Genomic DNA, 19,295 nt, shown 5'->3' on the forward strand with positions numbered 1-19,295 from the left:
TGACCTCGGATAAAAGTTTTCTATAAAGTTTTTACGCGCTAGTGCTTACTGAACGATACACTGAAAGTGTCTTATCTACAGTTTTATCCCAGCTAAAAGTTTTTGCACGTTCTAATCCTTTGGCAACTAGGCGATCGCGTTCTATAGGATTATCTAGTAAGAAAAGTAGGATATCTACCAAATCTTTAATTGCTTTTGGATCAAAAAGTAAGCCAGCATCACCTACAACTTCCGGAATACTAGAAGTGTTAGAAGCTACAGCGACTGTACTGCAAGACATAGCTTCTAAAGGAGGGATACCAAAGCCTTCATATAAGGATGGATAAATTAAGCCAACGCTGCAACGGTAAAGCTTTGCTAAATGGCGATCGTTTGTAAAGCCATAATTTTCAATCCGCGCATCTAGCTTTAAATCGCCAATCAGTTGCAGTTCTGTTTTACTAAAGGGTGAACCAACTACACAAAGCTTAACTTCTGAATTCATTGAAGTTAATTTGGCAAATGCTACTAGCAATTGAGCAAAATTTTTGTAGCTGAGTTCTCGGTTGCCGACAAATAAATAGTAGGGTGGAGAAGGAACAGTCTCAGCACCGTAAGACAAACTGGCATCAATTTCCGAAGCCAAGTAAGTGACAGTTACTTTATCTTCTGGGATTGAGTAGCGCTCTAGCAAGTCTTTTTTAGTATTTTCAGAAACACAAATAATTGCCTGCGCTGCCATAATTGCCTTTTTTTTGTCCTCAACATCCGAAGCATCCGGATAAAAAATTTCGTGGATCATGTCATGAACTGTGACAACGGCAGGAAAGCGATGATGCTCAAAAGGTATCCTTGTGAGCAACGAGTAGTAGGTAGGGTGAATTAAATCGAAATGTTGGTAAGTAGCGATCGCTTGAAAGAAACGTGTTTCCAACCAATTGGAAATACGCCAAGGACGAAATCTTTGATATAGAAAGGTTTTTAATTTAGGATGAGTTGGGTAGTTAAAGTTCCGATTTTGATAGGTAGTGAGAGTAGGAACAAAATCCTGAGGTAACCTACGAATTATGTTGGCAAAATATCGATTAATGCCTCCAGTAACTTGCATTTCATAAATTTTTCCATCGTAGAGAATACGCATTAATAAATCCCTAGTTAAAGCAAAGAAAGTTTACTCGGTAAGTTACCACTTTGGAGAACAATGTTATCAATAGCACATATTGTGATCGTAATTGCAGCAATAACTCCTCCTATTTTATTTACGTCAAAATAAAAAACTTATGCTGATAAGGCAGTTTTGTAAGCAGCGATTGTTTGTTGAGTACATTTTTCCCAACTAAATTTTTGTGCCTGCTCTAGAGACTTTTGTGACATAGATTGGCGCAAATCCGGCTGGTTATATAGCTTCAGCAAGCTGTGACATAACCCATCAACGTCTTTAGGCTCAAGCATAATTCCCGCATCGCCGACAACTTCGGGTAAAGAGGAAGTGTTTGAGGTGATGACGGGAATACCACACTGCATAGCTTCTAGAGGTGGCAAACCAAAACCCTCATATAAAGAGGTATAAACAAAGGCTCGCGCTCCACTATAAAGAGCAGCCAAATCTTCATCAGCAACATAACCTGTGACAATAATACGGTCTTTTAATGCTGGATTATGAGAAATTTCCGCAAAAATTTTGTCATAATTCCAGCCCTTTGTACCTACTAAAACTAGACATAAGTCCTGAATTTTTTCTTGCTGAACCAAATTGGCAAAACATCTGATTGTGTGGTCAACATTTTTGCGGGGTTCTAAAGTGCTAAGACTGAGAAAGTATGGTACATTGGGAATACCATATTTCATCCGAGTGCGTTCTAATGTTTGAGAATCTGTACAGGGATAGAACAGATCAGAAGCACCTAAGTTAATGACAAATACTCTAGATGGATCAACAAGTTTTGCATAATTACATAAGTCCTCCTTAGTCGATTGAGAAATACATATAACCCAAGACTCTGGCTCTAAACTCTCTATTGCTTTTTTTAGAGGAGTGTTTTCATTAAACTTGAAGAATTCTGGATATAAAATTGGGATTAAATCGTGAACTGTCAAAAAATGTTTTACATGACTTGTTCTTTTAATCTTTTGAGGAATTGCCTCAAAAGGTGAATGATATATATTTGTTTCTGCTAAAACTTTTGGTGAAATTTCGGTTGGCAAATAGTTTGTAATTTTGTGAGTATAATACACGAATTTTCGGAAAATTTTGAACCAGATTTGTTTAGCATTTGTAGAATTATCGACCTTAAAACTGAGTTTGCTGAGAAGTTTGTGAGTATTGTACTTAAATCTCCAGTCTTTAGCTTGATAAGCTAAAGGTACTCCTGCTAAATTTAAATTAGATTCTAAATAATCAACTGCATCATATAACTTATATATTTCACCATTTATACAAAAAAATAATTCACATTCTTGTGATTTTTTCAAACCTTCTGCTAGATTCTCAACTACTCTAAAAATTCCTGTTCTTCCTGCCTGGTTATAGTAGCCAACTCCGAGTACTGAAATGTCATATAAAACTTTCATAGAGCAAATCGTTAAATTTTTTATTTTTAAGTTAGCAATATAATTATGATTTTATTCATCAATAGTTACTAAAGGCAAATTTAAACTTTGTAGTAAAAGCACTTCTTGTTGCGGAGGTGTTTTTACCTGAACACCATCTTCATTACGTGTTTCACAAAACTGTCCTGATTTATAGCCTTCTTCAAGAGTCATCTCTTTGAGAGTAGAAGGTTTCTTATCTGTACGAATAAAGAAAGCATTTACACCATTGCTACAACATCCAACAAAAGTATAACCTTTACGTTTTGCCAGTAAACAAATAGCTTTTAATGATGCACCAAAATAGATCATTGAATGATGTGCTTTTGATCGGTCAAAATCTTCACTATATGGTATTGTCACAGCAGCTTCACTACCAAATCTGTAATTATACTCAACAATAACAATAACTGGATTAATTACATTAATGGCATCCCAAATCCAATAATCATTACCATCTATATCTATAGAAAGTAGCCCAATCTCTCCAGTTAAACCATTCTCTAAAAGCAAGTTGTTAATATTGTCTTTAGTCACAAAAGCTTTTACTGCTTTTAAATTATAATTCCAATAAACATAATCAGTCTTAAGCCTAGATATATTGGCATCACTACCATCAATTACTAAACCTGACCAGTTATTATTAACTAATAAAAATTTAGTATTTGCCTGCTGATAATCTTCTACTCCGAACTCAACAAATATTTTTCTTTCAATTTCTATATTATTAATCAAGAACTGAATTATTCCATCCTCTCCCCATTGAGAAAAAACTTGATACTCATAATCAAGTACATTATCACTACTTTGATGTTTTAATTGTCTCATTTCAATTCTACCTAAAGCTCTTTGCATCAGATCAAGGCGTTTTTCCATTTCATACTGACGTTTATCCAAATGAATAAATATGTTATTAATTTGGGAGAAAAATTTATTGATACTTTCTTCAATTACTGAAGATAATTTTGTACGTATATTTTCTTTGAATTTCTTGGGCAAAAACATTTTTAAATCACCTAATATTTCCACTACTTAGAACATATTATTTTTACGTAAGCTGAACATTCCACTCCAGTTTTGGTCTGACAATTCCGGGAAGTCTTTCATTCATTGGCCCATGTCCTTCTACATCCTCAATTATTAAAGCCAAACAGAATGAAGTTGTAACAAGAGGTTTATTATATGGCGGCATATCTGAGCCAAAACAAATTAAATATTGACCAGCATTTAAGACATATCCAGGAAAAAAACATTTACTCGTATACTCACCAGGCTCTCTCTCTAACTTTAACCAAGCCATTGGATCGTTAGAACCACAAATAGGAGTTCCCTCTGCATTTTTCATAAAGAAGCCGATTCTTAAACCTTTGATCGGCTGCAGCACTTCGTATTTTATAGCTATATAAAATCCTTTACGACAATCAATAGTAGAGGCGTAATCACCTTGCTCATTCAAAATATAGGCTTCAATAAAACGAAGTTCTGGAGACTGGGGAGCGTCTTCTCTTGTCCAGACTACACGAGCATCTGACGTACCATCATCAGCTAAGTAATCACTGATCGCATTTTCCACATCAGAATCCATGAACAATTGACCATTTCGCATCAATAATGCTCGACTGCACAATGCGCGAATTGCAGCCATGTTGTGGCTAACAAATAAAATCGTTCTTCCTTCCTTGCCCACATCCTCCATCTTACCTAGACATTTTTTCTGAAACTGAGCATCTCCCACTGCTAAAACTTCATCAACGATGAGAATCTCTGGCTCCAAATGGGCAGCAACTGCAAACGCCAGCCTTACATACATCCCCGAAGAATAACGCTTCACTGGCGTATCTAAAAACTTTTCTATCTCGGCAAAAGCAACAATTTCATCAAACTTAGCAACAATTTCCACCTTGCTCATGCCTAAAATTGCACCATTAAGGAAGATATTCTCCCTACCAGTTAGTTCTGGGTGAAAACCCGTTCCCACTTCTAATAAACTGGCTACTCGTCCTCTAATCCGGATAGCTCCCCTGGTTGGTTCTGTAATTCTGCTGAGAATTTTTAGTAGCGTTGATTTCCCTGCGCCATTTCGACCAATAATACCAACTCTCTCGCCTTGCTGAATGTCAAAATACACATCTTTAAGTGCCCAGAATTCCTCCCAACTGGGTTTTACTTGCTTGTTAGCACCTATATGAAGCGCATGAGCAAGAGATTTCGCTGCATTAGTCATTGCCCCACGAAATGTCTTGTAATTATCAGCACCTTCTGCTTGATGTACAATTACGTACTTCTTACTTAAATTTTCTACTCGAATTACAGTATCGGACATCTGCTTAACTCCTACTCAACCACACGTTTAAATTACATCAGCAAAAGTACGCTCCATTCTGCGGAAATACCAAATACCGCTCCACAGCAGTATAGCGACAATCATTAAAGACAGAGCAAAGCCAGGTAAATATATCTGTGACTCACCACCCAAAATTGCCCACCGGAAACCATCTATTACTCCTACCATTGGGTTAAGTGAATACAGCAGTCGCCACTGTTGCGGTATCCTAGTGCTACTAAAACCTACTGGTGAAATGTACAAACCAAATTGTACTAGAAACGTTACTATATAGCGGAAGTCCCGATACTCGACAGTCACAGCTGCTAACCACAATCCTGCTCCCATCGACGCGGCAAAAGCAATGAGAATAAACACTGGTAAAGTCAGGATGCGCCAGTCGGGTACAAAGTTGTAGTAAGCCATTAACCCTAACAGAATTATGCCCGAGATCATAAAGTCCACAAAGCTGACAATCACTGCACTAGTCGGTACAATCAAACGCGGAAAGTAAACTTTAGAAAGTAAGTTGGCGTTATTAACTAGACTGTTGCTGCATTCCATCAGCGCACTGGAGAAAAACTGCCAGGGCAGCAGCGCGGCATAAACCAAAATGGGGTAAGGTGTATTGCCATCACTTGGTAGTTTCGCCACACCTTGAAAAATAACGGTGAATACGATCATCGTTAAGAAGGGGCGAATTAATGCCCATGCCATACCGATCGCCGTTTGCTTGTAGCGCACCAAAATATCGCGCCATGCCAGAAAGTAGAACAATTCTCGGTATTTCCACAAGTCTCGCCAATATTGACCTTCTGTTCTACCCGCTTCAATAATAAGTTCTTTAGTCATCTACTTTCCCGTATTTTCTACTAATAATTTACCTGCGTTTTCTTGATTTATTTCCTTGTGCGGAAATCTTTTTTCTAGGACTTTTTCCAGTTCATCAATCATTCTATCTAAAGTAAATTTTGCCTCTATATGCTGGCGACATCTGTTACTTATATTGGGGTCTTGCTCTCTCCAATTGATTATATGATTAAGAGTATGAGCTAATTTTTGTTCATGACCTTTTTCAAAGAGTAAGTTTTGAAACTCCCCAGTTAATATTTCACATATTCCTCCGATTCTGCTTGCTACTACAGGAGTACCACAAGCCATTGATTCAATAATTACCCGTCCAAAAGGTTCAGACCACAAGCTGGGTAAAACTGTTACATCACTAACTTGATATAAGCTAGTAGTGTTACTAAGATGCCCAAGAAATTTTACATCATCCTCTACACCCAAGTTAGCTATTAGCTGTATTAAAGTCTGTTGGTATTCATCGCCTTGAGATACAGGTTTACCCGCAATTAATAATTTGCTATTTACCCAGTTTTTCCGCAACATAGCAAAAGCTTTAATCAGAGTTTCTAGCCCCTTGACTTTATCTATTCTTCCTACATAGGAAATTACTTTAGTGTTTTCTGCTATATTCCATTCTTTTCTAATGGCAGAAAAATTGTATGGTGGTTTGTATATTTCTAGGTTAATACCATTATATACAACATCAATTAGATCTTGTGCGTAACCACTGTTTACCCAATCCAATTTTGTTTGCTGAGAAACTGCAATAAAATGCTTTACTTGCTTCATTCCTAGCTGCCACTGCCAACTCATGTTATGAAGTGCTAGATATTTTTTGATTTTTTTGAATCCTATTCCTTGCCATGTAGCAAACTTTTTTCGTGGCGGAGGTAGATGGATGTAACAAGCTAAGGGAATACTTTTTAAAGTGGCGATCGCATAACCGAAAAAGGTATCAGTAAATTGATTACTGAGCACAATAGTGTTTTCCGTTATGGAAATCTGATTAACTTTAAAAATATCACTAATAAAACTGAAGATTTGTTGGGGTTGAAAAACTGTAAATCTATTAATCTTTAATGTGTGGCGACAAAACTCTTGATACTGCACTAGTAAATCATTTTCTTTAGTATAAAGCAGAGTAATAATATGTCCTCTTTTTGCTAGACCACGGCAACAATCTAACAAAACTACTTCTTGTCCACCACGACGCGAAGATGGTTCTTGCTCTAATACAATGATATGCATCTTATCTGCTCAATCCCCCAACATAAGTCTTTCTAGTACTTTTTCAACATGAGCCACCATTTTGTCTAAACTAAATTTTGACACAATATGCTCACGGCATCTATCTCCCAATAGAGGGTCTTTATCTCTCCAAGTGATAATTCGATTGAGAGTATCTGATAAATCTTGTTCATTTCCCGATTCACAAAGTCCATTTTGGAACTCTCCTGTCAAACTTTCGGGAATTCCCCCAATTCGGCTAGCTACTACAGGAGTACCACAAGCCATTGATTCTAGAACTGAGCGCGGAAAAGGTTCAGACCATAAACTAGGTAGAACGGTGACATCACTAACTTGATAAAGACTAGTAGTATTAGTTACATGACCAAGAAATGTTACATTATCTTTTATACCCAATTCTGTCCCTAGCTGTTCTAAGGTTTGTCTATATTTATCGCCTTGGAATAGAGATTTACCAGCAATCAATAACTTAGTGTTAGCGTGACTTTTTTGCAATATAGCAAAAGCTTTAATCAGTGTTTCTACTCCCTTTTCTTTATCTAATCTTCCCACATAAGAAATTACTTTGATATCTGGAGGAAGATTCCATTCCTTTCTAGTCAGTACAAAATCAGTTGTAGGTTTGTATACTTGCAAATTAATCCCGTTATGTACAACATCAATTACATCATCTTGATAACCTTCGTTAATCCAATCCTGCTTGGTTTGATGGGAAACTGCAATAAAATGCTTCACTCCTTGCAGTCCAATTTTTCTTTGCCATTTAATATATGTATCTCTTAGATATTGTTTAACCCCCTTCATTTCAATAAACTTTTCTGCTGGTGGTAGATGAAGATAACACAATAGAGGAATTCTTTTCGTTATAGCTAAAAGACGACCGAAATAAGTATCTTGATATTGATTACTAAAAACAATACTTTTTTGAGTAATAGAAATTTGTTTATTAATATGCCAAATATCTGCTAAAAAACGTAAGTTCTTTTGGGGTGGATAGATTGTTAATTGATCAGCCTTGACTGTGTGTTGGCAAAACTGTTGATACTTTTCTAGTAAGTTTCCTTCTTTAGTATAAACAAGACTAATAGTATGTCCACGTTGAGCTAAGCCATAGCAAATATCAAACAGAACAACTTCTTGCCCTCCCCGTAAAGAAGTTGGCTCTACTTCTAAAACAATAATATGCATAAATTTATAACTCCTTTGCTAATTGAAAAGAGGAAAAATCAACCGTCGTAAAGTGCGACTTAGTTCTCGTGCTTTCTCATATACTTGAGAACCAAACCAACGTGTTACGGTTATTGATAAACTTAAACGTATATACATTAACGTATAGCGTAATTGAGGATAATGCAATACAGCATGCCGACGGAAATGTATTGCGTCATGATAGTTATTCTCTTCTAGTAAAGCAGATACAGCGGCAAAGTAGTTCATCCATCCATAGCTTTGATTGCGTAAATAAAGTAACTCTGTTGGGGCAGAGGCAAAGGTTTTCTCAATCACCCGACGCAACTCTTGCGCAATCTTTTTGGTGTTTTTGGTTGTATTATAAGGATGCCTTCGATAAAGAGTTAAAGGTTCTTTAACTACGGCAAAAGGATAATGAGCAGCAATGCGACTCCACATCTCTCGATCTTCACCAATGCTTAGTTGAGGATCAAATACACCCACAGTGTCAAAACATTCACGACGAATCATTGGTGAGCTACCAGTAGAAATCATATCTCTAACAACAATTTGCTTCCATACATTTCCTTCTGCATGGGAAACGATGATTGTGCCGATTGGTTGATCTAATTGATTGATAAAAGCTGTCCAAGTATAGACTAAACCTACTGTCGGTTTGTCTTCTAAACAACGCACTTGTTTTTCTAACTTAGTTGACTCCCATAAATCATCTGCATCTAAAAACGCTATGTACTTTCCTTGGGCGTGAGCAATACCTGTGTTACGTGCTACAGATACACCTTGGTTTGCTTGTGTTAGCAGTTTCACTCGTGGTGCTAACTCACCAGCCCATTCCACAATATGATCTGAACTACCATCATCAATAATTAATACTTCAAAGTCTGTGAAAGTCTGCCGCAAAACACTCTCTAAAGTTTTGGGCAGATAATTCATGGCATTGTATGCGGGAATCACAACAGAGACTGTGGGCATATATCAAGTTCCTTGTTCAACTTTTAAAAATCTCATCGAGCAATACTTGATGAAATACGCCGACGTAGGGTATAGATTAATTCTAGTACTTTACTGTAACCATCAGGTTTAAGCAACTGCATAACGGCGATCGCTAACCCTAAGCGAATACATTCCCAAGAGTAACGTAATTGTGGATAATGAGCTAGCGCCTGCTCTTGAAAATGAATTGCTTGTTTGTAATCTTGGTTATTTAAAGATCTCCAAGCCAGATAAAGATTTTCGTTTCCATAACCGCGATTTCTCAAGTAAAGTAACTCTATAGGAGCAGATTGAAATGCTCTTTCGATCAAGATCCGAAAACTCTGTAAAACTCCTTGACAATGAGTAGACAAAGTGCCTGGATGCAGACGATACCTAGTTAAAGGTTCTTTAACCACTGCAAAGGGATAACGAGACGCAAGCCGAATCCACATATCATAATCTTCACAATAGTGTAAATCGCGATCAAATACCCCAACAGTTTCTAGACAACTCGAACGAACTATTACAGAAGAAACAACCACAGTATTTTTCTGCACAATTTGTTGCCAAGCATCACCCTCTATCTGACTTTTAAGTACTTTACCAGTCACCTTACCTTCACTATCAACTAAAAGAGTCCAAGAGTGTACCAAACCCACTTTTGGATGCTCTTCCAAGCAACGTACTTGTTTTTCAAGCTTAGTTGGCTCCCACAAATCATCAGCATCTAAAAATGCAATATACTCTCCCTGGGCATGAGCAATACCAGTGTTACGTGCCGCAGCCAAACGTTGGTTCTCTTGTGAAATCAGTTTTACTCGTGAATCTACAATTTGCTCAGCCCATTGCACAATATTGTCCGAACTTCCATCATTAATAATCAATACTTCAAAATCTGTGAAAGTCTGCTGCAAAACACTTTCTAAAGTTTTGGGCAGATAAGTCATAGCATTATAGGCAGGAATGATCACAGAAACTTTTAGCATCTTGGAACACAAATAAATAAGTTTAGTGATTTCAACAATTATTGATTACTTTTCCGAAATAGCTTTGTAAAACTCCTCCCCAAATTTATCAACATTAAATTCTGTCATAATGCGCATTTTATTCTTTGCTAAAACTTCTCTATTGTCTTGCTGTTTAACTTGAAGTAAAGTCTCGATGAGAGAGTTACTATCACCAAATTGAAAAAGCCAATCTTTTGGTAGTACCTCTGCCATTCCATCAACATTTGAGGCAACAATTGGCAAACTATAGTACATGGCTTCTAACATAACTAAAGGTAAACCTTCAAATCTAGAGGGAATAATCAGCATATCTATGGCAGAATAGATATATGATGGGTCATCGCTCCAAGAAACAAGTTTGACAAAATGACTCAAACTATAAGATTGAATTAGTGATTGAAGACGATTAACATCAGGACCATCACCAACCAGAACTAGTTTAATGTTCTCTAGTTTACTTTGATACTTGGCGATAGAATTAATGAGAAAGTCATGACCTTTATGTGCAAATTGAACTCGACCAATCAATGCTACCACGTAATCGTTTTCATTTATACCTAACTTGCGGCGAAATTCACTTTTATCCCTAAATTGCCAAAATTTAAGATTAGGTCCGTAATATACTAAAGAAATCTTTGACCTCACCCCATGTTGAATTAGCCTATTTTTGGCATTTTGGCTTGTTGTGATAAATGCATCAGATAATTTGTAGAAGTATAAGTTTACCCAATCTCTAAACTGAGCTAACTTACCCCCCATAACTGATATTTCTTGAGTTAAAGCGATAAAACTAATAGTTTTGTATTTACCACTTTTCGCCGCAAGCAAACCAATAGAACATTGTTCAATACAACCCTGAGAAATAATTATAATATCTGGTTGTACCTGGTCAATTAAACTTTTAACTTTCTGGACTTGAGCAAATGAAAATAATGCTTCTATAGTTCTTAATTTTGGTTCTTGCCATTTAATGGGGTAAAGTTCAACATTACTATGCTTTAGTAAATTTAAACGTTCATGTAGTCTTTTGTTTCCTTCATAGAACATAAAACCTACATTTAGGTCTGTTTGTTCTCCTAAGTACCGAACTGCATCTAACGCTGTCAAAGTATGACCGCCAAAACTATTCCCGTCATCGTAAAATAGTACCTTCATAAAATAATTACAAAGTCGAGTACGAAAGATAGCAATCTATTCTGAATAATTTTGTATTGAGTAATTTCAGCAGCCTGTAGAAGTTTGTGTACATCCCGCAGCGATAACAGGTACATATATTCGTCTGCTGCCCATCCTTTGCCCACAAAGTGCAAATAGCGATCAAAAATTTTCTTGGGTAAAAAATGTAATAGTGGTGTGCGCGTATGTACTTCAATGGGAAAATACCTGTTAGGCGTGGTGATAAAAGCTACTTTTGCTACTCTTTGAATTTCTTTTAAAAAGAGAATTTGCTGGGGGCGATCGCCAACGTGTTCCAAAACAGCATTTGACCAACATACATCAAAAGATTTGTCAGGAAAAGGAAAAGTCTTACCGTCATAAGTGACAACTTTTAATTGTGGATAGCGTGTTGAAGATTGCTTTCTTTTGGCTAAAATCGCCTCTTCAGGAACTTGAAATTCTGCTTTGTCCCGAGCATGTAAGTAGGCTTCTGGTGTTTCCAGACACAAAGCAGTTATCTGCTCAAGATAGGGATAATGTTTCTCTAAAAAATTATCTGTATCGCTATACTCTTCTTCACTAAAACCGATATCTAAAATCGTAGTATCAGCGGTAGGTTGAATTTCTTTGAGAAACAAATCCCATTTACGCTTGCGGTTCCATCCAGATACTTTGTAAGCAAATGACATACTACCCCTTAAAATTTAAATACCAAAAACTAGCGAGATAATTGTGGTTTGGTTGATTGTCTTAATATAGAAAGCAAAGGTTTTTCTAAGTATAAATACATAATACATCCAATAATTACAGCCATAACTGCATTAAAAATTGCAAAAAGGCTAAATATTAAAGAATTTTGCGTGAAAAAATCAATAATTTGCAGATTTAACACCACCTTAACTAAATTATTAATGACAAAACCATGTATCAGGTAAATAGAGTAGGATGCGTCACCAAGTAAGATCAGCATCTGTGGAACATTCACTGTCTTACTAATTTCTAAAGCTACAGCACCTATTACCAATATTGTTGCAGGAATACCATAAGTAATTACGTTTGACACTGGCAAAAGATTATAGTTAGTATTTATAGCCGCTAAAGTGTAGAGAAATAAACCTAGATAAAGTAGTTGACTTCCATAAGTAATTTTATTTTGAGTTACAACATAAGCAGCTAAGCATCCTAAAATAAACTCAATATGCAACGGACTGAAAAGAAACTGAAGCAGAACACTATTTTCTGGAACCTGAACAATATTTGTAAAATTGAGAATTACCCCCGATAGTAATATCCCAATTATCGGTAGATAAAATTTGGGCTGTAAATATATTAACAAGCCAAAAATCAGGTAGAAAAAAACTTCATAAGTTAATGTCCAACTAACACCAAGGAAGTACTCAGAAAGGATAATTCTATCTTGGGGAAATAAAAGATAAGCTTTGACAACTTCAATTAAGTTAATCATAGGTGTAGCTGAGTCAGACAAACCCAAAGAAGCGAACAGCTTGCCTGTCAACACAACCCAATAAATGGGATATATACGTACAAATCTTTTAATCAAAAAACTTTTTAATTTACTGGGATTACCAATATAATGGTGATGAACATACAATATAATAAATCCGCTTAATACAAAGAAAAAATCTACACCTGAACCACCAAAATTAAATATGTCAAATAAAAAAGCTTTCTGCAAATTTTCATGAAAAATTAAACTGCCATGAGCAAGTACTACTAGTAATGCAGCTATTCCTCTAAATAGTTGTATGAGATTGAGCTTTTTTTTATGATGAGCAGTTTCTTTTTTTTCAGTACTATTCATGATAATTTACTTATTTTCACTTGCTAAACATGATTAATAATAATTATTCATTTCTCAACTATTTTCATCCTCTAATTGCTCCCAATCCCAACTTGCCACGGCAAAAAGAAGCCACCAATAAAAGAACAAAGTAGTGTGACTCCAAACATTATCACTAGGCATTCCCAAAACAATTCCCACCAAAATAGCTATTAGAGTTAAGCAAAGTTGACTTTTAGGGCTGCTAGGAGGAGAATTACGCAGTAACTGAAAAAGGTAAAAAAATTGAGCTACAAAAAAACTTAAAACAATAAATAAACCAACAATTCCTTGCTCTGTAAGAAAACGCATGTAATCATTGTGAGCATAAAAACCAATAAACATTGTTGTTGTTAAATAGGGGCTAGTACCCAAACCATATCCCAAAAGCGGAGATTTTTGCCAAGCTTGAAACAAATAAGTCCATTGGGCAATTCGCCAGTTTGCACTATTTGCACCCTCGCCAACTGCTAGCATCAGGGTACGTGAAATGTCTGTATCTGGATTAAAAAGTGGTGTATCTAATATGGCACTAAGCTTTTCTTGCCCAAACGGCGTATTAGCAAAAAATCCTAATACTATTGACAAAAACATAACTCCTCCTATTAATTTGAGCAAATTCAATTTAGGAGCAGTTAAGGCAACTATAAATACACAAAATATAACTAGACTAGTGAAAGATTTAGTCATTACTAAGAAGAAAGCAAGTGTAGCCAGCAAAATAATCCATAACCCACGTTGACGTACTTGCTCCAACTTCCAAAGAGTTAAACCAATAAATAAAAATAAAAATGTGCCAAATGCACTGGGATGCCCAATAGTTGAGTTTAAGCAACCAGAACAAGCAAGAAAATAAGGTAGACGCGAAGGTAATAACAACTGCATGAACCCTACTATGAGGGGTACAATAAGGCTGAGAAATAGGGTAGATATGACTTTTTGTGGATGAATTCGCCCATCTAGTTGCATGACTAAAAGATAAACCATTAGCCAAGAAAATATACGTAGCCATTCACGAATGCTGAATGACAAGTATGAAGTTCCTAGCCCTAAGCCTAATGCGGGTAGCACAATCCATAATCCTTGTAGTGCTACCCAGAGAGTGAAAATCCAGAAAAATTTATTTGTTTGTACTCGTTGCTTTGTCAGTAATAAAACAGTGACATAGAGCAGGGTTAATGCATCTACGCCCAGAGCAAATGCAGCTGGTAATTGCTGAGCAGAGAAAGGATCTAAAGAACTGCGTAGGATCAGTAAACCCAGTACTGTAAACTCAAAATTGGTAAATAAACAGACAACTGCCGTCACCGCCACAACAGCTAAAACTAAGTAAAAAGGTTTCGCACCAGCAAGAAACCCGGCAACTATACCAACCCCCATCGCTGCTAACACAACAAAAAATGCTAGAACAGAAGAACGACTTGAGCGTTGATTAGTCAACATAATTACTTAGACCTCGAACGTTTTGGAGAATTGGCTGTTTCAGACAAACCAGTCAAACGCTTAGTTGGTTTGTATCCATTGACGGAATAGCGGTAATAGGTTTCAGTCATACTAGTCATTCCATTCACTACTACTCCTAATACTGGTATCCGATTTCTGCTTAATTCTGATACTGCCCTTGAGAGTACTTCTTTGATGGTAAAACTAGGACGTGTAACCATAATTATTCCATCACTTAGCCGACTTAAGGTAGAAGCATCAGCACAAGCACTTAGTGGTGGTGTATCTATGATGACTAAATCGTAGTTTTGCGCCGCTTCTTGCAGAATAGATTTCATCGCCGGTGATTCTAGCAACTGTGAAGGGCGACTGCGCAATTCACCACAAGTCAAAACATCAAGGTTTTCCACATCTGTTCGCTGTACCGTTTCTTGGAAGGATTTTTCTCCGTCAATTACATCTGTAATTCCTGGTTTGGGAGGTAAGTTGAACAAGGTGTGTTGCACAGGGCGGCGCAAATCTGCATCTATAATCAATGTTCGCCAAGACAACATAGCGGCAACTGCGGCTAAGTGAGAGGCTACTACTGATTTACCTTCTCCGGAAATTGTGCTAGTTACAACCATCAGTCGCAAGCGCTCATCTTGGCGAAACTCGATTGTTTTAAAGAGCATTCGGTAAGGTTCCACCAAGCCTACATCATCTAAAAATCGTTCTGATGGTGCAAGGACAAGAGTTTTGGCTGGTAAACGCGGTAATACTCCCAGCAATGGTAGCTTGCTTTGTTCTTCTGCTTCGGAAGCATCTTTTAAAGTATTATCCATTAATTCCAACAGCAGTATTACACCAAGAGCTAATATACTGCCAAAGGCAACGGCAACTGCCAGTATGATGTTTCGCTTCGGCGATGTCGGTAAAGTTGGAACTTGAGCAGCTTCAATGATTTGGACATTGCCAACTAATTGAGCTTCAGCAATTCGCGCTTCTTCTAGTTTGCCTTGGAGTGACTTTAATGATTCTGCCGCTTCTTGGCGTCTACGAGTAAGTGCAGTTAATGGCTGCTGCTCAATTGGTAGTTGGGCTAAACGTTTTTGTAGTAAAGCTCGATTTGTTTGTACAACTGAGAGTTTATTTTCGATCGCCTTTCGCTCTACGTCATTTGTAATCAGTTTGGAGGTAAGTTCTTGACTAAGTTGATCGCCTGCTATATTTCTAGAAGGTATAGCTTGATTGTTAGGGGAAACACGTTGGAGGTTTTGATTGTATAAGTTACGAAGTGCGTCTCGTTCTTCAGTCAACTTAATTACAGTCGGATGAGATTCTGTATAGCGGGCGCGGGCATCAATTAGTTTTGCATCCAACTCTGACAATGTAGCACGTAAACGTTTGATGTCTTCATCTTGACCACCTCTGACAGTAGAGAGGGCTGTGTTGAGTTCCTTAGCTTCTGTTAGCCCTCGCAGTGATGCATCCCGCGACTTTGCCTCTCGTAATTGCGCGTTAAGTGTGCGCTCTTGATCTTCCAAAGCAGCCAGACTTTCTACTGCGCTTTTGGTTTGCTCGTCGAAAGAAACAATCCCACTGCTTTGTCGCTGTTTGTTTTCAGCTAGTTCAGCAACTTCGAGCCGTTGCCTAGCCTCAGGTACTCTTGTGCGTAAGAATTTTACTACGCTGGCAGCTTCTTTGCGGATGACTTGAGTGTTATCGTCAACCATTGCTTGGGCAACAGCGTTAACTATCTTGGTGGCAAGTTCTGGGTTTTTGTTCTTACAACTTACTTCCAGAATGTTGGTGGCAGGCAGAATTTTCACGCTCAAGCATTGACTCAAATCGTCAATTTTGATTGGCATTTGGGTTGAATTAATGTCTTTGAGACTGTCGTCATTGAGTGCTCGTTTTAACACCCGTTGCGATTTTACTAGTTCTGCTTGATCTGCTAGTGGGCTGGCTCCCCCTGGTACAGTCGATCGCACTTGCGCCAAATCACGTCCTAACTCAGACACACTGACACTTTTGTCGTCTAGGATCAGTCTGGCTGAGGTTTCGTATAATTTGGGGGTGACAGTAATGTAGGTGATCGCTCCTGCAATCACAGCCGTAAATGTGGCTAATGCTGGAAAACTCCGCCGTCGCGCAACAGCCAGTAAGGTAACAATATTTTTTTCCATTATTTATACCTACCTATTTCTTGCTCATTGCTCCTGCCAGCCCTCTTTCCTGCCGTGAAACTTCTACTTGCTCAGACGAGTGTAAAAGTTTTGCATATAGTTTCAGCGTTTCCGCCGTAATCCGCTCCCAACTGTAATTAAGCTGTACATATTTTTGCGCACTTTTTGCCATGACTGCGAGTTCAGCTGGGTGAGTAATTGCCCAATTCATACTTTGAGTGCAAGAGCTTAAATTACCTGCCTCAAACAGTAATCCCCTACTACCATTAATCAGTTGTTGGTGGGGTGCAATATCACTGGCTAACACAGGAATACCCTCCCGCATTGCCTCTAACATTGCTAGTGGTAATCCTTCCAAATCAGATGGAAGAACAAACAATCCTGCTCCGCGCACAATTTCCCACAGACGAGCGCCACGAAGTTCTCCAGCAAATATGACGTTGCGGTTATCTGCCACTTTAGATAATAGCTGGTTCGTGAAAGATTTAGTATCGCTCACACCTCCTGCCAGAACCAGTTTCCATCCTTGGTTTTCTAAGTGAGCAAAAGCATCAACCAGCAAGTCAGGACGTTTTTCTGGTACTAGTCTGCCCAAAAACAAAATATAACGTCCTTTCTCTAAACCTAGCTGAGTACCATAGCTAAAATTCGAGTCTGATTCGCCATATTTAGCAGGAGCGTTAGAGATGTAAACTGTATCTCGATCATATGTTTGCAAAAAGTACTTTTGCAGTGCATCTGACACCACAATGATCCCGTGGGCAAAACGCACGGCTGCTTCTTCCCCCATTTTGATTAAGCGGGTGGAAAAACTGCCCCATTTTGCTCTTTGCCAGTCTAGCCCTTGGCAGGTTACTACTACTTTTGTGGAGGTAGCAATTCTGGGTAAACAGGTGAATAGGGATGGTCCCAAAGCATGAAAATGTACAATATCATACTTCTTTGCACTTGCTATTACTGCTGCGATCGCTGAGGTAATAAATGCGTCTACCCCTCTCATTTCTATTCCTGGTAAAGAAATAACTTTGACGCCTTCAAAATTATAGCGTTCGCCCCAAGAACCATTCGTGTACGTAGATCGAGCATATAAATCTACACTGTGTCCTTGGGCTACCATGCGAGGGTAAACTTCTGCACAGTAATGTTCAATGCCTCCTTGTTTGGGCGGTAATCCTTTTGCACCAATCACTGCTATTTTCATTTTTTCTAGTCCTGCTCCAAAAATAGGGTTAACATGACAATTAGGTGCTAGCCATGGAGACACGATGCTCCCAGCGTTGCCACATCTGGTTATAGACTTCTCCAACAACAGTGCGAGCAGCAAAAGGCTGCGCATTACGCACACAATCAACTATGGAGTAATTTTCCGGATGTAGTACTACTTTGCGTAAAGCATCGGCTATACAAGCTGGAGTTCGTTCTTCACACACAAACCCACTATCACGAGAAAGTAGTTTTGGAGTTTCGCCGGCTTTTGTCGTTACAATTGGTGTTCCACAGGCAAGTGCTTCTAGAACAACGAAAGGTAAACCTTCAAAAGCGCTACTGAGAACTAAAGCATTGCAGATACGGTGTAAATCTGCTAGTTCTGTTTGCTTGAGCGCTCCAAGCATTGTCACCCGTTCAGATAATCCCAGTTGACTAATTTCTAAACGTACTTGTTCTGCTAACTCACCATCGCCTGCTATGAGTAGGTGAATATCTGGTTCATCTAAAGCGGATATCGCTCTGATGAGTAAGAGCGGATCTTTCTGGGGATGTAAACGTCCAGCAAACAGAACGAAACGTGTCTCCTCATTCTTACCCAGTTTCTGCGCTAAGTTGCGTCGGGAGCGGGAGCGCTCTTCGGTTGATAGAGGGTAAAAAATTTCCTCGTCAAAAGTGTTTTTTAGAAAAGCGACACGGTTAGCTATGTGAGGGTAACGCTTTTGATATAGTTCCAGAGAATCAGTATTACAAGATAATATTTGGGTAAATTGACCAACTAACAAACGTTCCAGCGCAAAATATGCTTGAGGAAAGCGTCGCCACAGAATGGCATTTTTATCATCAGTCGATGCCATCTGCTGGTGAACATCATTCTGAATGAACAGCGTTTTATCTCCCTGCCACCGCAGCGCTGCTATAGTAGGCTCCAATCGATAAAAGTGCATGAAATCAGAAGCATAGCAACGTCCCAACATAGCCGCCGTATACTTTAGCGTTGTTGGTATTACATGTCTGACGTTATCATTTTGCAGTGCAACTAAAGGCAGGAAACTAATTTCCTTACCTGCAAATTCTGCTTCTTGCCACTTGTACAAAGGTTGATTTACCAAATTATCTGCTGTACCTACTAGCCGCACCTTAAACTCGTCCGGAGCGTATTTAATAAAAATATTGATGAGTGTCTGAATACCTCCAATAGTAGAGTTCCAGGGATTGAACTGATAAAAAATTGTCAGAATAGGTTTACGCATGACAACCAACCTGAACAAGGTGCGTGTATTTACTGGTTTGCTTTTCTAAAACCGAAAAACGATTTC

The 19,295-nt window shown here is 38.2% G+C and carries 16 protein-coding genes; all 16 read right to left on the reverse strand.

Features of this window, described 5'->3' with window-relative positions; genetic code table 11:
- Positions 1 to 31 precede the first annotated feature (31 nt).
- Positions 32 to 1,120 (reverse strand): glycosyltransferase family 4 protein, encoded by a 1,089-nt coding sequence (locus tag ICL16_RS42130; protein ID WP_190838172.1) that lies wholly within the window; start codon positions 1,118 to 1,120, stop codon positions 32 to 34.
- Between the two features lie 137 nt (positions 1,121 to 1,257).
- A complete protein-coding gene (locus ICL16_RS42135) occupies positions 1,258 to 2,550 on the reverse strand; it encodes a glycosyltransferase family 4 protein (protein ID WP_190838174.1) in 1,293 nt (430 codons plus the stop codon).
- 51 nt (positions 2,551 to 2,601) lie between these two features.
- Complete coding sequence (locus tag ICL16_RS42140; RefSeq protein ID WP_238361189.1) at positions 2,602 to 3,573, reverse strand: hypothetical protein; 972 nt, start codon at positions 3,571 to 3,573, stop codon at positions 2,602 to 2,604.
- A 43-nt stretch (positions 3,574 to 3,616) separates the two neighbouring features.
- On the reverse strand, positions 3,617 to 4,891 hold the full coding sequence (locus ICL16_RS42145; protein WP_190838177.1) for an ABC transporter ATP-binding protein: 1,275 nt from the start codon (positions 4,889 to 4,891) through the stop codon (positions 3,617 to 3,619).
- A gap of 27 nt (positions 4,892 to 4,918) precedes the next feature.
- Positions 4,919 to 5,743 (reverse strand): ABC transporter permease, encoded by an 825-nt coding sequence (locus ICL16_RS42150; RefSeq protein ID WP_190838179.1) that lies wholly within the window; start codon positions 5,741 to 5,743, stop codon positions 4,919 to 4,921.
- On the reverse strand, positions 5,744 to 6,988 hold the full coding sequence (locus ICL16_RS42155) for a glycosyltransferase family 4 protein (RefSeq protein WP_190838181.1): 1,245 nt from the start codon (positions 6,986 to 6,988) through the stop codon (positions 5,744 to 5,746).
- Positions 6,989 to 6,997: 9 nt separating this feature from the next.
- Positions 6,998 to 8,176 carry a glycosyltransferase family 4 protein gene (locus ICL16_RS42160; RefSeq protein ID WP_190838183.1) on the reverse strand — a complete coding sequence of 393 codons (1,179 nt, stop codon included), beginning with the start codon at positions 8,174 to 8,176 and terminating at the stop codon, positions 6,998 to 7,000.
- A gap of 18 nt (positions 8,177 to 8,194) precedes the next feature.
- Complete coding sequence (locus ICL16_RS42165) at positions 8,195 to 9,151, reverse strand: glycosyltransferase family 2 protein (RefSeq protein ID WP_190838185.1); 957 nt, start codon at positions 9,149 to 9,151, stop codon at positions 8,195 to 8,197.
- A 32-nt stretch (positions 9,152 to 9,183) separates the two neighbouring features.
- A complete protein-coding gene (locus ICL16_RS42170) occupies positions 9,184 to 10,140 on the reverse strand; it encodes a glycosyltransferase family 2 protein (RefSeq protein ID WP_190838187.1) in 957 nt (318 codons plus the stop codon).
- 45 nt (positions 10,141 to 10,185) lie between these two features.
- On the reverse strand, positions 10,186 to 11,316 hold the full coding sequence (locus tag ICL16_RS42175; RefSeq protein ID WP_190838189.1) for a glycosyltransferase family 4 protein: 1,131 nt from the start codon (positions 11,314 to 11,316) through the stop codon (positions 10,186 to 10,188).
- A complete protein-coding gene (locus tag ICL16_RS42180) occupies positions 11,313 to 12,008 on the reverse strand; it encodes a methyltransferase domain-containing protein (protein ID WP_190838191.1) in 696 nt (231 codons plus the stop codon). Before ICL16_RS42180 ends, ICL16_RS42175 begins: the two co-directional genes overlap by 4 nt.
- A gap of 29 nt (positions 12,009 to 12,037) precedes the next feature.
- On the reverse strand, positions 12,038 to 13,141 hold the full coding sequence (locus ICL16_RS42185; protein ID WP_190838193.1) for an acyltransferase family protein: 1,104 nt from the start codon (positions 13,139 to 13,141) through the stop codon (positions 12,038 to 12,040).
- Positions 13,142 to 13,195: 54 nt separating this feature from the next.
- The gene (locus tag ICL16_RS42190) at positions 13,196 to 14,602 is read right to left on the reverse strand and encodes an O-antigen ligase family protein (RefSeq protein WP_190838195.1); all 1,407 of its coding nucleotides are present in this window, start codon (positions 14,600 to 14,602) and stop codon (positions 13,196 to 13,198) included.
- A gap of 2 nt (positions 14,603 to 14,604) precedes the next feature.
- Complete coding sequence (locus ICL16_RS42195; RefSeq protein ID WP_190838197.1) at positions 14,605 to 16,770, reverse strand: GumC family protein; 2,166 nt, start codon at positions 16,768 to 16,770, stop codon at positions 14,605 to 14,607.
- A gap of 13 nt (positions 16,771 to 16,783) precedes the next feature.
- Positions 16,784 to 17,971 carry a glycosyltransferase family 4 protein gene (locus tag ICL16_RS42200; RefSeq protein ID WP_190838198.1) on the reverse strand — a complete coding sequence of 396 codons (1,188 nt, stop codon included), beginning with the start codon at positions 17,969 to 17,971 and terminating at the stop codon, positions 16,784 to 16,786.
- A gap of 40 nt (positions 17,972 to 18,011) precedes the next feature.
- Positions 18,012 to 19,229 carry a glycosyltransferase gene (locus ICL16_RS42205; protein ID WP_190838201.1) on the reverse strand — a complete coding sequence of 406 codons (1,218 nt, stop codon included), beginning with the start codon at positions 19,227 to 19,229 and terminating at the stop codon, positions 18,012 to 18,014.
- Between the last annotated feature and the right edge of the window lie 66 nt (positions 19,230 to 19,295).

This window comes from Iningainema tapete BLCC-T55, from assembly GCF_014698965.1.
Classification (GTDB): domain Bacteria; phylum Cyanobacteriota; class Cyanobacteriia; order Cyanobacteriales; family Nostocaceae; genus Iningainema; species Iningainema tapete.

Coding starts and splice junctions, on each gene's coding strand:
- ICL16_RS42130 (WP_190838172.1), bottom strand. CDS start 1,120: ATGCGTATTCTCTACGATGGAAAAATTTATGAAATGCAAGTTACTGGA.
- ICL16_RS42135 (WP_190838174.1), bottom strand. CDS start 2,550: ATGAAAGTTTTATATGACATTTCAGTACTCGGAGTTGGCTACTATAAC.
- ICL16_RS42140 (WP_238361189.1), bottom strand. CDS start 3,573: ATGTTTTTGCCCAAGAAATTCAAAGAAAATATACGTACAAAATTATCT.
- ICL16_RS42145 (WP_190838177.1), bottom strand. CDS start 4,891: ATGTCCGATACTGTAATTCGAGTAGAAAATTTAAGTAAGAAGTACGTA.
- ICL16_RS42150 (WP_190838179.1), bottom strand. CDS start 5,743: ATGACTAAAGAACTTATTATTGAAGCGGGTAGAACAGAAGGTCAATAT.
- ICL16_RS42155 (WP_190838181.1), bottom strand. CDS start 6,988: ATGCATATCATTGTATTAGAGCAAGAACCATCTTCGCGTCGTGGTGGA.
- ICL16_RS42160 (WP_190838183.1), bottom strand. CDS start 8,176: ATGCATATTATTGTTTTAGAAGTAGAGCCAACTTCTTTACGGGGAGGG.
- ICL16_RS42165 (WP_190838185.1), bottom strand. CDS start 9,151: ATGCCCACAGTCTCTGTTGTGATTCCCGCATACAATGCCATGAATTAT.
- ICL16_RS42170 (WP_190838187.1), bottom strand. CDS start 10,140: ATGCTAAAAGTTTCTGTGATCATTCCTGCCTATAATGCTATGACTTAT.
- ICL16_RS42175 (WP_190838189.1), bottom strand. CDS start 11,316: ATGAAGGTACTATTTTACGATGACGGGAATAGTTTTGGCGGTCATACT.
- ICL16_RS42180 (WP_190838191.1), bottom strand. CDS start 12,008: ATGTCATTTGCTTACAAAGTATCTGGATGGAACCGCAAGCGTAAATGG.
- ICL16_RS42185 (WP_190838193.1), bottom strand. CDS start 13,141: ATGAATAGTACTGAAAAAAAAGAAACTGCTCATCATAAAAAAAAGCTC.
- ICL16_RS42190 (WP_190838195.1), bottom strand. CDS start 14,602: ATGTTGACTAATCAACGCTCAAGTCGTTCTTCTGTTCTAGCATTTTTT.
- ICL16_RS42195 (WP_190838197.1), bottom strand. CDS start 16,770: ATGGAAAAAAATATTGTTACCTTACTGGCTGTTGCGCGACGGCGGAGT.
- ICL16_RS42200 (WP_190838198.1), bottom strand. CDS start 17,971: ATGAAAATAGCAGTGATTGGTGCAAAAGGATTACCGCCCAAACAAGGA.
- ICL16_RS42205 (WP_190838201.1), bottom strand. CDS start 19,229: ATGCGTAAACCTATTCTGACAATTTTTTATCAGTTCAATCCCTGGAAC.